At 60.9% G+C, this 13740-nt stretch carries 12 protein-coding genes; 8 read left to right on the top strand and 4 right to left on the bottom strand.

Annotation, left to right across the window (positions count from 1 at the left end):
* Window positions 1–59 precede the first annotated feature (59 nt).
* Together AC1DD7_RS20395 and metE are read left to right on the top strand one after the other, a co-directional pair.
* Complete coding sequence (locus AC1DD7_RS20395) at window positions 60–1028, top strand: methylenetetrahydrofolate reductase (RefSeq protein ID WP_477516351.1); 969 nt, start codon at window positions 60–62, stop codon at window positions 1026–1028.
* Between the two features lie 79 nt (window positions 1029–1107).
* Complete coding sequence (metE, locus tag AC1DD7_RS20400) at window positions 1108–3447, top strand: 5-methyltetrahydropteroyltriglutamate--homocysteine S-methyltransferase (RefSeq protein ID WP_477516352.1); 2340 nt, start codon at window positions 1108–1110, stop codon at window positions 3445–3447.
* A gap of 72 nt (window positions 3448–3519) precedes the next feature.
* On the opposite strand, the gene AC1DD7_RS20405 is transcribed toward metE, so the two are convergent.
* Window positions 3520–4026, bottom strand: coding sequence for a DUF2004 domain-containing protein (locus tag AC1DD7_RS20405; RefSeq protein WP_477516353.1), 507 nt, complete (start codon window positions 4024–4026; stop codon window positions 3520–3522).
* Window positions 4027–4076: 50 nt separating this feature from the next.
* On the bottom strand, window positions 4077–5042 hold the full coding sequence (locus AC1DD7_RS20410; protein WP_431115432.1) for a LysR family transcriptional regulator: 966 nt from the start codon (window positions 5040–5042) through the stop codon (window positions 4077–4079).
* Window positions 5043–5436: 394 nt separating this feature from the next.
* Here AC1DD7_RS20410 and nrdH point away from each other — a divergent pair, with 394 nt between their 5' ends.
* From nrdH to nrdF, 4 genes are all read left to right on the top strand, one after another.
* Window positions 5437–5679 carry a glutaredoxin-like protein NrdH gene (gene nrdH, locus AC1DD7_RS20415; protein ID WP_011775022.1) on the top strand — a complete coding sequence of 81 codons (243 nt, stop codon included), beginning with the start codon at window positions 5437–5439 and terminating at the stop codon, window positions 5677–5679.
* Between the two features lie 62 nt (window positions 5680–5741).
* On the top strand, window positions 5742–6212 hold the full coding sequence (gene nrdI / locus AC1DD7_RS20420; RefSeq protein WP_477516354.1) for a class Ib ribonucleoside-diphosphate reductase assembly flavoprotein NrdI: 471 nt from the start codon (window positions 5742–5744) through the stop codon (window positions 6210–6212).
* Between the two features lie 11 nt (window positions 6213–6223).
* Window positions 6224–8365 (top strand): class 1b ribonucleoside-diphosphate reductase subunit alpha, encoded by a 2142-nt coding sequence (nrdE, locus tag AC1DD7_RS20425; protein ID WP_442018947.1) that lies wholly within the window; start codon window positions 6224–6226, stop codon window positions 8363–8365.
* A gap of 121 nt (window positions 8366–8486) precedes the next feature.
* On the top strand, window positions 8487–9461 hold the full coding sequence (nrdF, locus tag AC1DD7_RS20430) for a class 1b ribonucleoside-diphosphate reductase subunit beta (RefSeq protein ID WP_431115430.1): 975 nt from the start codon (window positions 8487–8489) through the stop codon (window positions 9459–9461).
* 167 nt (window positions 9462–9628) lie between these two features.
* On the opposite strand, the gene AC1DD7_RS20435 is transcribed toward nrdF, so the two are convergent.
* Entirely contained in the window at window positions 9629–10906 is a 1278-nt protein-coding gene (locus tag AC1DD7_RS20435; RefSeq protein WP_477516355.1) for an HNH endonuclease, read from the bottom strand.
* A gap of 69 nt (window positions 10907–10975) precedes the next feature.
* On the opposite strand from AC1DD7_RS20435, the gene AC1DD7_RS20440 reads away from it, so the two are divergent.
* The gene (locus AC1DD7_RS20440; RefSeq protein WP_477516356.1) at window positions 10976–12007 is read left to right on the top strand and encodes a dienelactone hydrolase family protein; all 1032 of its coding nucleotides are present in this window, start codon (window positions 10976–10978) and stop codon (window positions 12005–12007) included.
* A 2-nt stretch (window positions 12008–12009) separates the two neighbouring features.
* On the opposite strand, the gene AC1DD7_RS20445 is transcribed toward AC1DD7_RS20440, so the two are convergent.
* Window positions 12010–13113 carry a PDDEXK nuclease domain-containing protein gene (locus AC1DD7_RS20445; protein WP_477516357.1) on the bottom strand — a complete coding sequence of 368 codons (1104 nt, stop codon included), beginning with the start codon at window positions 13111–13113 and terminating at the stop codon, window positions 12010–12012.
* A gap of 61 nt (window positions 13114–13174) precedes the next feature.
* Between AC1DD7_RS20445 and AC1DD7_RS20450 the strand changes: the two genes are divergently transcribed.
* On the top strand, window positions 13175–13663 hold the full coding sequence (locus AC1DD7_RS20450; RefSeq protein ID WP_477516358.1) for a DNA alkylation repair protein: 489 nt from the start codon (window positions 13175–13177) through the stop codon (window positions 13661–13663).
* Window positions 13664–13740: the final 77 nt, after the last annotated feature.

Raw genomic sequence — 13740 nt, forward strand, 5'->3', positions numbered from 1 at the left:
ATCAATGGTTCCCCTGGATCCATTGGGTGACGTTCGATGACGAACAGCCAAGGACGCAAATGTCGCCACCAAGCCTTATTGACGTACATCCCAACCTCGCCGGAACGGCACCCGTAGCACTTTCCTACGAGCTGTTTCCCCCTCGCTCCCCGGCGGCCGCAGAAACCCTGTGGACCACTATCCGTGAACTCGAAGCCACCGAGCCGGACTACGTCTCCGTGACGTACGGTGCCAGTGGATCCAACCGGGACACCGCCGTTGACCTCATCAACCGACTCCTGCTCGAAACCACGCTTCGGCCCTTGGCCCACCTGACGTGTGTAGGCAACACGCCGGTTGAACTCGCGGAGATCATCGGTGAGCTCCTGGACCACGGCGTCCGCGGCATCCTTGCACTGCGCGGCGATCTTCCCAAAGATGGAAGCCAGCCTGCCAGCGGTTCACTCCGCTACGCCCAGGATCTGATCGAACTGATCCGCCGCGTGGAGCAGCGTCGTTCAGCACTCCTTTGCGCCGGCAAGATCGCTGTCGGAGTGGCCGCGTACCCCACCAGGCATCCTGAATCGCCAAGTGTGGGACACGACGTCGAAGTTCTCCTGGCCAAGCAGCGTTCCGGTGCGGACTTCGCGATCACGCAGGTTTTCTTCCACGCGAACGAATACTCGGACCTTGTGACCCGTGCACGTCGGGCCGGGGTCACTATCCCGATCATCCCCGGTGTCATGCCGCTCACCAGCCTCCGGCGCCTGAAGCGCCTCGGCGAGCTGGCCGGCGTCGACCCTTCCGTGGAACTCATGGAGCGCCTGGCTGCCGTGGACACTGAAGCCGACCGTCGGCGAATCGGCGTCGCAGCCACTGTGGATCTGGCCAATGCGGCACTGGATGCCGGTGCGCCAGGCATTCACTTGTACACCTTCAATGAGCACGCCGACGCCCTGGACGTGCTGGACAAGCTGGCGCTGCCGCGGCCATCCCGCCCTGCTGGCCGCGTAAACACCATGGCCCTGCGCCAGGAATACGCAAGCTAACAGCCTGCCACCAACCCGTCGGCTCTTCCCGGCCACCCAAGACACCAACCTTTTCAAACCACTTCATCAAGGAATTCCCATGACTGAACAGAACACGCCCGCCACTCCGTTCCCGGCAGCCTCGCTGCTCGGCTACCCTCGCATCGGCCGTCGCCGCGAGCTCAAGAAGGCTGTCGAAGCTTACTGGGCCGGCAAGATCGACGCCGCAGCACTGGACGCAGCAGCAAAGGACATCCAGCTCACCATCGCCAAGCGCCTGCAGGACCTGGGCCTTACTGAAGCTGCCGCTGTTCCGGGTACCTTCTCCTTCTACGACCAGGTGCTGGACACCACTGCGCACCTGGGCGCAGTTCCGGCACGCTTCGGTAAGCTCCTCAACGCTGAGGGCCAGCTGGACATCGATGGCTACTTCACGCTGGCACGCGGCAACAAGGAACAGCAGCCGCTGGAAATGACCAAGTGGTTCGACACCAACTACCACTACCTGGTACCGGAAATCGGCCCGGAAACCGAGTTCACGCTCGCCTCCACCGCCAAGGTTGACGAGTTCGCCTTCGCACTTGCCAATGGCATTGAGACCCGTCCGTACATTGTTGGCCCGGTCACCTACCTGCTGCTCTCCAAGGCATCCGACGACGCCCCGGCCGGTTTCGCCCCGCTGTCCCGCCTCGAGGACATCCTGCCCGTTTACGTGCAGCTGCTTGAGAAGCTCGCCGAGGCTGGCGCCAGCTGGGTTCAGCTCGATGAGCCGGCCCTGGTTGTTGACCAGGACACGCCGGCCGCCGAGATCGAAGCAGCCGTTGCCCGCGCTTACGAGGTCCTCACGTCTGCCGCGAAGCGTCCGCAGATCCTTGTCTCCACCCCGTACGGTTCGCTTGACGGCCAGCTCGGTACGATTGCTGCCACCAACATCGACGCCCTGCACATCGACGTCTTCAAGGGTGGAGTTCCCTCTGCAGCTGCCCTCGCAGGCCTGGGCAACAAGACCCTGGTTGCCGGTGTGGTTGACGGTCACAACATCTGGCGCAACGACCTCGCCGCTTCAGCCGCGAAGCTGGATGAGCTGAAGGCTGCGGCCGGCAAGCTGGCCGTCAGCACGTCCACGTCCACCCAGCACGTCCCGCACGACGTCGCAGAGGAAACCGCGTTGTCTGAGCAGCTGCGCAGCTGGCTCGCCTTCTCCGACCAGAAGGCAGTGGAGGTCAAGACCCTCGCTTCCTACCTGGCGGACCCCGCGTCGGCCAAGGCTGCCATCGACGAAGCATCCGCCGTGATCGCTTCCCGCGCAACCGCCGAAGGCGTTCGCCGCGACGACGTCCGCGCCCGCACCCAGGCACTGACCGCTGCGGACTTCAACCGCTCCGAGTACGCGGTTCGTGAAGCTGCCCAGGAAGAGGCACTGCACCTTCCGCCGCTGCCCACCACCACCATCGGTTCGTTCCCCCAGACGTCCGAGATCCGCTCCGCACGTGCTCGCAACAACAAGGGCGATCTCACCAACGAGCAGTACGAGAAGCTCATGAAGGACGAGATCAAGCGCGTTGTGGACCTGCAGGAAGAACTGGGCTACGACGTCCTGGTTCACGGTGAGCCCGAGCGCAACGACATGGTCCAGTACTTCGCGGAGAACCTCGAAGGTTTTGACGTGACGGTCCACGGCTGGGTCCAGTCCTACGGATCCCGCTGCACCCGTCCGTCCATCCTCTGGGGCGACGTCACCCGCAGCGCCCCGATCACGGTTGCCTGGGCCGAGTACGCGCAGTCGCTGACCAGCAAGCCGATGAAGGGCATGTTGACCGGTCCTGTCACCATCCTGGCCTGGTCCTTCGTTCGCGATGACCAGCCGCTGGGCGAGACCGCCAACCAGGTTGGCCTGGCACTCCGCGACGAAATTGCTGACCTCGAGGCAGCCGGCATCAAGGTCATCCAGGTGGACGAGCCCGCCCTCCGTGAGCTCCTCCCGCTGCGCAAGGCAGACCACGCCGACTACCTGAAGTGGTCCGTTGACTCCTTCCGCCTCGCCACGGCCGGTGCTGCCGACTCCACCCAGATCCACACCCACCTGTGCTACTCCGAGTTCGGTGTGATCATCGATGCAATCGACGGCCTCGACGCAGACGTGACCTCCATCGAAGCTGCACGCTCCCGCATGGAGGTCGTCCACGACCTCGAGTCCCACGGCTTCGGCCGCGGCGTTGGTCCGGGCGTTTACGACATCCACTCGCCGCGTGTTCCGGGTGAAGCAGAAGTCACCGAACTCCTGGCCACCGCCGTCAAGCACGTTCCCTCGCGCCAGCTCTGGGTCAACCCGGACTGCGGCCTGAAGACCCGTGGCTACGCCGAGACCGAAGAGTCCCTGCGCAACCTGGTCAAGGCAACCCAGACGGTTCGCGCCACGCTGCTCGAAACCGCTAAGTAAGCCAGCCACAACGACGGCGGCCGGTCACCGAAAGGTGACCGGCCGCCGTCGGGCGTTTAAAGACTCAGTCCCTCACGACTCCCAAAGGATTTCGTCATCCACCACGCCGTCTTCATCGGCGGCCACTACCAGCAGCTCATCCGTGAAGTGCGAGCCGAGGGTGAAGTCCAGGACGAAATAGCGCTCGGGCTGGCCAGGGTAGATGGCCACATGACCCAGTTTGAGGGCTTTCAGGAAGACGTCGTTGGTGAGCTGGGACTTGTCCCTGACCCCGAAAACGGATTCGAGCTGCTCTTCCTTGAGCTGGGAACTATGGAAATGCAGGAACTGCTGCGGATTGGTGCCGTCCTGGTCCAGCTCTTCGGCGATCATCTCCCGGACCTGGTCAACCAGCTCCGGCAGGAAGCGCAAGCGGTAGTCCACCTTGTGCATGGCAGCCTCGTCGAAATGGTCATGCGCCGTGACGTTGAGGTCCAGCTCAAGCTGATTGCCGCCGAGTTCGTGTTTGGTCACGAAGCAATGTTCACGCCCGTGATTGAGCTCGATCTCCCCAAAATGTGTGCTTGCTACCTTGCCCATGTGATCAATCTAACCCCAACATCGGGCCGGTTCCAGCAATTGGGAAGAATTCACCTCCGACGCTGCGGACCCTTGACAGGCGCTGATTTCAGGGGATGCAAACCGCTCTTTTCGGAGGTGCCGCGGAGGGTGTCAGCCAGGAGCTGCGTAAACAGTTGGACTTGCGCTGTGCGCTTTTCATTGATGAGCAGCGCAAACACGTTACGCGCCAGCCGGATGTCCGGGACGTCAAGGACCACGACGCCGGGTGGCCTGTTGCGCAGCGCCAGTTCCGGTACCAGCGAGGCACCCAGGCCCGCCGCGGTCATCTCCAGGCTGGCGTGGAAATCGTCACTGTAAGCCACGACGCGGGGGTGCAGGTTGCAGCTGGCAAACAAGCGTTCGATCACGAGGGCGTCGCTGGTGCCTGGGTGGTGGACGATCCACGGCATGTCCGAGAGGTGCGCGGCTTCAATCTCGGCATCCTCACGGATTTTCCATGAAGCGGGCAGCACCACGCGGAAGTCGTCGTCGCCGATCCATTGCCGCTCCAGGGAATGTGGCCAGGCCAATCCGGACTGGCCCACCTGGTACACGAGGGCGACGTCCAATTCTCCGCCACTGCGCAGTCCCTGGATGGTCTGTGCCGGCTCAGCGACTGATACCCGCAGCTCGATTCCGAGTCCGTTCCACCGCTCATTCTTCAGGATGTCCGGGAGCACGTAAGTGGCAAGGCTTGGGAAGATGCCCAGCCGCAATTCCTGGGCCGGCGCATCGTTGGTCCTTGATGCTGCCGCCATCAGTGCTTCGACATCGGTCAGCACCTTTGAGGCGTGCCGCGTCATGGTGATGGCCGCCTCGGTGGGAATGACGCTCCTCGCCGAACGCTGGAAAAGTTCCACGCCGGTGTCGCGTTCCAGTGCGGCCATCTGCTGGGAAACGGCGGAGGCTGTATAGCCAAGCTGCGCGGCAGCCGCAGCGAAAGAACCCAAGCGGGTTACTTCCATCAGCGTCCGGAGGTGGAGGAGATTGACCATCAGGAGAGTTTAGCTGTTCGCCACGCCACATTTTCAAAGTGTCACGACACGCCGGAACCCGGCGACACGCTGGAGATTAAATGTGGCTAAGTAGTCCACAGGGTGTGGATGACATCTCTCAATATGGCGGAATTACGGACATTTTGAGAGCCCTTGCCTGTGGACGAGCGGTGGATTGAATGACATACTTGTAATACATCATCTTGGGGTCCCGGCGAGGCGCTTGCACTACATGTAGTATCGGTTTACGGATTGAGCGGGAAACCAGCACAAGACTAAATAAGCGTGTTGGCTGCCACAGCAGCCTGCGGGCCGGTATCGGATTCAGTATTCAGTTCCGGTTGAGCCCGCCAGATACGAAGAGCGACAGACTTCAACTAAGGGGACAGGGATCATGACCGTTACGGTTTACACGAAGCCGGCCTGTGTTCAGTGCAACGCAACCTACCGGGCACTCGACAAGAAGGGCATTGCCTACCAGAGTGTCGACATCTCCCAGGATGCCGAGGCGCTCGAACGCCTCAAGGCGCTGGGTTACATGCAGGCTCCCGTCGTCGTGACCGAGCAGGACCATTGGTCTGGATTCCGCCCGGACAAGATCGAGGAACTGGCCCAGGCCGTTTCCTCCGTGGCCTAAGTTTCCTTTCGGACTTCGCCACCACAGCAAGCAAGAATTCCTATGTAGTCGAGGTGACTCCCATGGCACCGCTGGCAACGGCATCCGTGCGCAGTGACACGGATATTGTGACCACGAGGAGTCACCTCATCTACTTTTCCTCGACATCTGAGAACACCAAGCGCTTTGTCCAGAAATTGGGCAGGGATGCAGCGCGCATCCCGCTCTATGCGCATGATGCCCCGCTTCAAGCACTTGAACCCTTTGTCCTCGTCCTGCCGACTTACGGTGGGACGAACGGGGAGGGTTCAGTGCCCAAGCAGGTCATCAGGTTTCTCAACAACCCACGGAACAGGCAACTGATACGTGGTGTTATCGGTGCAGGAAACACCAACTTCGCGGACAACTATTGCGCAGCGGGAGACATCATCTCCGCCAAGTGCAACGTGCCGCATCTCTACAGGTTTGAACTCATGGGGACGCCGGAAGACGTCGATCGGGTCAATCAAGGATTGGAAAAGTTTTGGACACTACTGTCGCAGAAACAGAAGTAACCGGGGGCGCTGTGGAAACGGCCAAGAAGCCACTGCCCGAGGCCTATAAGGGCCTGGGCTATCACGAGCTCAACGCCATGCTGAACCTGTATGGCCCCAACGGCGAGATCCAGTTTGAAGCCGACCGTGAAGCCGCGCACCAGTACTTCCTGCAGCACGTGAACAACAACACCGTGTTCTTCCACGACCTGGAAGAGAAGCTCGACTACCTGGTGAAGAACCAGTACTACGAGCGCGAAACCCTCGACCAGTACACGATGAACTTCATCCGTGAACTCTTCAACCGTGCATACAAGAAGAAGTTCCGCTTCGAGACCTTCCTTGGCGCCTTCAAGTTCTACACGTCCTACACACTGAAGACGTTTGACGGCAAGCGCTTCCTTGAGCGCTACGAAGACCGCGTCTGCATGGTTGCCCTTCACCTTGCCCGCGGCAACGAAGAACTTGCCAGCCGCCTTGTTGACGAAATCATCGACGGCCGTTTCCAGCCCGCAACCCCCACCTTCCTGAATGCAGGCAAGGCCCAGCGCGGTGAGCTGGTCTCCTGCTTCCTGCTCCGCATCGAAGACAACATGGAGTCGATTGCCCGCGCCATCAACTCCGCGCTGCAGCTCTCCAAGCGTGGTGGCGGTGTAGCCCTTTCGCTCACCAACATCCGTGAGCACGGCGCCCCGATCAAGCAGATCGAAAACCAGTCCTCCGGTGTCATCCCCGTGATGAAGCTCCTCGAAGACAGCTTCTCCTACGCCAACCAGCTTGGTGCCCGCCAGGGTGCAGGTGCCGTGTACCTGCACGCGCACCACCCGGACATCCACCGCTTCCTGGACACCAAGCGTGAGAACGCTGACGAGAAAATCCGCATCAAGACGCTCTCCCTGGGTGTCGTGGTCCCGGACATCACGTTCGAGCTCGCCAAGAAGAACGAGGACATGTACCTCTTCTCGCCGTACGACGTCGAGCGCGTCTACGGTGTCCCCTTCTCCGACATTTCCGTCACGGAGAAGTACTACGAGATGGTTGACGATTCCCGGATCAAGAAGACCAAGATCAGCGCCCGTGAGTTCTTCCAGACCCTCGCGGAGATCCAGTTCGAGTCCGGCTACCCGTACATCATGTTCGAAGACACCGTGAACCGGGCCAACCCGATCGACGGCAAGATCACCATGAGCAACCTGTGCTCGGAGATCCTGCAGGTTTCCTCGCCGTCCATCTACGCCGAAGACCTCAGCTACGAGACCGTGGGTAAGGATATTTCCTGCAACCTCGGTTCCATGAACATCGCCAAGACCATGGACTCGCCGGACTTCGGACTCTCGATCGAGACCTCCATCCGCGCCCTCAGCGCTGTTTCGGACATGTCCTACATCAACTCGGTGCCGTCCATCGCCCAGGGCAACGCCCAGAGCCACGCGATCGGCCTCGGCCAGATGAACCTCCACGGCTACCTTGCCCGTGAGCACGTCCACTACGGTTCCGAAGAGGGCCTGGACTTCACCAACATTTACTTCTACACGGTGCTGTTCCACGCTCTGCGCGCCTCCAACCGTCTGGCCATCGAGACCGGCCAGAAGTTCGGCGGCTTCGAAAAGTCCACTTACGCTTCCGGCGAGTTCTTCGACAAGTACACGGAGCAGGAATGGGTTCCGGAGACGGAACGCGTCCGCGAGCTCTTCGCCGGCCACCACATTCCTACCCAGGATGACTGGCGCGAGCTGAAGGCTTCTGTCATGGAGCACGGTATCTACAACCAGAACCTCCAGGCCGTTCCGCCCACCGGTTCCATCAGCTACATCAACAACTCCACGTCATCGATCCACCCGGTGGCCGCCAAGATTGAAATCCGCAAGGAAGGCAAGATTGGCCGCGTTTACTACCCGGCTCCGTACCTGACCAACGACAACCTGGAGTACTACCAGGATGCGTACGAGATCGGCTACGAGAAGATCATCGACACCTACGCAGCTGCAACGCAGCACGTGGACCAGGGCCTGTCCCTGACGCTGTTCTTCAAGGACACCGCCACCACGCGCGACATCAACAAGGCGCAGATCTACGCATGGCGCAAGGGCATCAAGACCCTTTACTACATCCGTCTCCGCCAGATGGCTCTCGAAGGGACCGAGGTGGAGGGCTGCGTCAGCTGCGCGCTCTAATCAACTTGGATTGGTTGATTTCCGGCGGCGACTGCCGCGCTGAAAACTAAAGATTACGACGGCGGGTTCCCACCCGCCGTCGTAGGCTTACCTTAAAGAACCCAACGCTAAAGGGGATGAAATGACCGAAAAGGTCAAGCTGCTTAGCCACGTCGAAGCAATCAACTGGAACAAAATCCAGGACGACAAGGACGTGGAAGTCTGGAACCGACTGGTCAACAACTTCTGGCTGCCCGAGAAAGTGCCGCTGTCCAACGACGTCCAGTCGTGGCACACGCTGACGCCGGATGAGCAGCAGCTCACCATGCGCGTTTTCACCGGCCTCACACTGCTGGACACCATCCAGGGCACCGTCGGCGCTGTTTCGCTGATCCCGGATGCGCTGACGCCACACGAAGAGGCCGTGTACACCAACATCGCCTTCATGGAGTCGGTACACGCGAAGTCGTACTCCTCCATCTTCTCCACCCTGTGCTCCACCAAGGAGATTGACGACGCTTTCCGCTGGTCGCTCGAAAACGAGAACCTGCAGAAGAAGGCGCAGATCGTGATGGACTACTACCAGGGCGATGACCCCCTGAAGCGCAAGGTGGCTTCAACGCTGCTGGAGAGCTTCCTGTTCTACTCGGGCTTCTACCTGCCCATGTACTGGTCCTCGCGAGCCAAGCTGACGAACACGGCCGACCTCATCCGCCTGATCATCCGCGACGAAGCCGTGCACGGTTACTACATCGGGTACAAGTTCCAGAAGGGCCTGGAGAAGGTTTCCGAGGCCCGCAAGCAGGAAATCAAGGACTACACGTTCGAGCTTCTGTTCGAGCTGTATGAAAACGAAGTCCAGTACACGCACGACCTCTACGACGGCGTCGGCCTGGCCGAGGACGTCAAGAAGTTCCTGCACTACAACGCCAACAAGGCCCTCATGAACTTGGGCTACGAAGCCATGTTCCCGGCTTCGGTCACCGACGTGAACCCGGCCATCCTTTCGGCACTCTCCCCGAACGCTGACGAGAACCACGACTTCTTCTCCGGCTCGGGCTCCTCGTACGTGATTGGCAAGGCTGTCAACACGGAGGATGAGGACTGGGAGTTCTAAACGGATTCAGTTCTTGTATCTTCAAAGCCCCTCACGCCGTGCCGGCGTGAGGGGCTTTGTCGTTGGCAAGGCTGCGGGCGTTTACGTCCAGGGCACAAGGTACCCCCCGCTGCGCGCAAGAACTCAGGCAGTTCCAGTACGACCCCGCCAGTTGAACCGAAACTCTCTCAATCAGCTCGGGTTCGTTCATAGCCTGGCAGTGGTGGAACCGTTGAGTGGTAGTTATGCCCTGTGGGCGTGGTCACCTTCAGCGTGTGTCTCTCTGCGGGTTCCGGTCTCACGCTCCACCCGGGGTTTTCCTTGGTGTGGTTGCATTGTTCGCAGAGCCCGGCCGCGTTATTCAGTGTGGTTTTACCGCCTTCGGCCCACGGCAGGATGTGGTCGTAATGGCGGATGGGGGCGTCGCAGTATGGCGTGCGGCAGGTGTGGTCGCGAGTTTCGATGAGCCGTCTCATGCCCGTGGGGAAGACGCGTGCCCTCGAGTCAGTGGCAAGGAGCTCGCCCGTGCTTGGTGCCGTGAAGAGTCGTCGCAGCCAAATGCTGACGTCTTGATCTGTCTTCCTCTCACCGCTGGTTAGGAGCTCCCTGGCCCATTCTGCGGGCACGACGCCGTAGCCAGTAAGTCTTGCGGGTTCGCTGTCCCCTTGTAGCAAGGTGCGGTCGGTTATGACGAGCTGCAGATCAATCCCGCAGATCCCGCCGGGGGTGCCGGTGATGCGTTCGACGAGCGTGTCCGCCATGACTTGTCCCCGGGGCCGGCTGTCCCCGTCGGAGCGTGCTGAGTCTGCATGGCGGGTGAGCGCGGCGTATGCGGCAACGCCTTGGGCGACCGGCAGTAGCGCCGTGAGGATCGTCATGGTGTCCGGCGCCGGGCGCAGGCTCACGTGCCTTTCGGACGCCGCGTGGGCAGCCCGCTGCGTCACGGAGCGAGGATCACGACGATAGGCCGCTGCTTTTGCGGCGGCGACGATGGTCTTGTCGCCGGCACCATCGAACGTGCCCGCGTCCGGGGCGAGTTCCTCATCCACGGCGCAACGATCTTCAGCGCTGAGGCACGCTGTTTCCTTCACGAGCAGCGTGGCCCGCCATTCGTTGAGCTTTCCCGACTCCAGGGCGGCCATAGTGCGCGGCATCTCCGACACCAGCGCCTTGGCCAGTCCCAGAAGCCGGGAACCCTTGTTTGGTGATTCACGCCGGGCGAGCGCGATCTGTGCTGCCACACCTTGGCTTCGTTCAGCCGCTGGAACTCCGGACTCTGCGCGCTCTTGGCGCTGGGCAAGGTCAAAGGCCACGGCTATTTTCGCTTGCAAACTTGAGATCGCAGACTTCATGTCCTCAAGAACACGCAGCTGATCTATCAGGTCACCGCTGACGTTGCCTGCATGAGCACGTTCAGGCAGCGAAGCGACCGCTTGGGTGGCTTGTATCTGCTGACTCCGGCTCATATTTTTACCATGTCAGTAGCCACCGACATTTTTAGCGCCGGGAACGAACACAGCAGATCGAATCCGTAGGTGAACCCTCCTGCCCTTGCCCGCGTCTTTCCATCAGAGGAAGATACTGCCCAACTTCGGGAGGACGTCATGGTTCAGCTTGAGAAGTTTGAAAAGTACTTGATCGAAGAGTTCTACGACGATTACCGCTCGGGCGACATGTCCCACGGGACGTTCACCAGGCGTGTGGCGTTCATCATGGGAAGCATGACCGCGGCCGCGGCGGCTATGACCTTGGTGGGCTGTACATCGGACGAGGTGCCAAAGACCGGCGATCCAATGCCAACGCCCACCGCGTCAGCAACATCGGGAAAAACGACAGCCGTCCCAAATGCCAAGAGTCCGTTGACAGTGCCGGAAGGGGCGGCGGGCCTGGCAACCGCCACGGTGAAGTTCGATTCCGGAGGGACTGAAATCAGTGCGTACCTGGCCAGGTCCGAGAACGCCAAGCCGGGTCCGGCCGTCCTGATCTGTCACGAAAACCGAGGCCTCACGCCACACATCCAGGACGTCGCCCGGCGCTTTGCCAAGGAAGGCTACGCGGCTCTGGCGCTGGACCTCCTCAGCCGGGAGGGCGGCACCGCATCGATGGATCCGGACGCTGTTCCGGGTGCCCTCACGAAGGCCGGCGCCCAGCGGCACGTTGGCGACTTCCAAGCCGCATTCGAGTATCTGAACGGCCAGGATTTCGTGGAAAAGGGCCGCATTGCCATGATCGGCTTCTGTTTCGGTGGCGGCATCACCTGGCAGGGAGCGACAGAGATCCCGGGGCTGAAGGCAACCTCTGCGTTCTACGGGCCCGCCCCGGACCTTGCAAAGGTCCCCACCATAAAGCCTGCCGTTTTCGGTGTCTACGCTGAAAAGGACGCGCGCATCACCGGTTCCATGCCGCAGTTGAAGGATGCGTTGGACGCGACGCAGGTCAAGCATCAGCTCAAGGTGTACCCGGGCGTGGACCATGCCTTCCATAACGACACAAGCGACCGCTACAACGAGGCCCAGGCCACGGCGGCCTGGAACGACACGTTGGCCTGGTTCAAGGACAACGTATGAGGTCAGTCCGGCAGATCACGTGCCTGGCTGGCCAGTTCAGCCTCCAACGTCTCGATACTGGGGAGGCTCGCAACATATTCGTCGGGCAAGGATTCGGCAATGGAGGTCCGCCACTCCGCGATGCCCACCGGGGCGTTGAATCCACGCAGGGCGTACTCGGCAACCACGCTGTTCTTTTCCTTACATAGCAGCAGGCCGATCGTCGGTTTGTCATCGGGATGGGCCATCAGATCGTCAACGGCTGCCATGTACATGCCTAACTGGCCCAGGAACCCGGGTTCGAACTTCACGGCCTTGAGCTCGATGACCATGTAGCACCGCAATTTCAAATGGTAGAAGAGCAGGTCCGCGAAGAACTCGTCGCCGGCGATCTCCAATCGCACCTGTTCACCAACAAAGGCGAAGCCTTGACCCAGTTCCAACAGGAATTTCTCCACGTGCTGCACCAGTTGAAGCTCCAGTTCCCGTTCGCTCCGACGGTCTGTCATTGCAAGGAAATCAAAGACATACGGATCCTTGGTGGCCTGCTGGGCGAGGTCTGAATCGGCAGGAACCATGGTGGTTTTGAAATTGGTGATGGCCTGCCCGGAACGCTCGTGCAGGCGGGTCTCGATCTGGTGCGTCAGGACGTTGCGCGACCATCCACGTTGGGCAGCTGCCGCTGCGTACCAGAGGCGCGTGGCGGCGTCGTCGAGCTTTTCCAGGAGTGCGATCTGGTGGTACCAGGGCAATGTTGCAAGCGGCGCTTGCAACATTGGAAACTCAGGCCAAGCCTGGGCAAAGCTCTTCATGTACCGCAGGTTCCTGGGGGAGAAGCCCTTTGCGTCGGGGAAGCGCGTTCGGATGTCAGCGGACAATCGGGTGACCACTTTGGCACCCCAGCCCTCCTGCGATTCGCGCTCGGCAAGTTGCCGGCCGATGCTCCAGTAGGAATTGAGCAGCTCGCTGTTCGCTGCCGCCAGAGCGCGGGTGCGGCCTGTCCGGACCTCCTGCGCGACAGTGTTGAGCAGCGCGGGATACCAGTCGGGCATGGATGTCGCGGCCGGGACGCCCGGGAACGACGCTGATGCTTCTGTGGCTGCAGTGACGAGCTCTTGCGAAGGCATAATCTCTCCTGTCGATTGCTATTGCCCTCACGCTAAAGGGAGGCACTGACAGAATGGACTGGTGAGTGAAGCGGGTGAATTTGTGGACTTCACGCTGCAGCGTGAATCGTCCTGGGAGAAGGCCATGGAAGCCCACGGGCGCCTGGGTGGAATGAAGGTCTACGGGGCATCGGTTGGTGCAGTGAGGGGAACGGTGCGGGACGCCCTGAAGCGGCACAAGAATCTAGGCCATGACGACATCACGGCCCTGAGTTCGGAACTGTGGGATGAGCCGGTCTTTGAACGCAGGCTCGCTGCGGTTGTGCTGCTGCAAACCAAGGTAGGAATCCTGGTCAACACGGACCTGACCCGCATTGAGGGCTTCATCAGGCAGGCCGGCACGGAGGAACTGGCCGGTCCTCTGGCGGTGGACGTGGTCAAACCCCTGCTCGCCAGGCTTGAAGGACAGGCGAAGGAACGCGCCGCACGCGTTGTGGAACGCTGGTCCCGGGACACTGATCCGTGGCTCCGCCGGGCCGCGCAACTCGCCACCGACAACTCGAACTCTTGATTAGCCGCAGCCACCGGCTTACCGTTTCATCAACGCATGCCAGGCACCAATTCCGTGAATTGAGAGGCAGGTTGTTC

The organism is Paenarthrobacter sp. 10L412 (genome assembly GCF_056395565.1).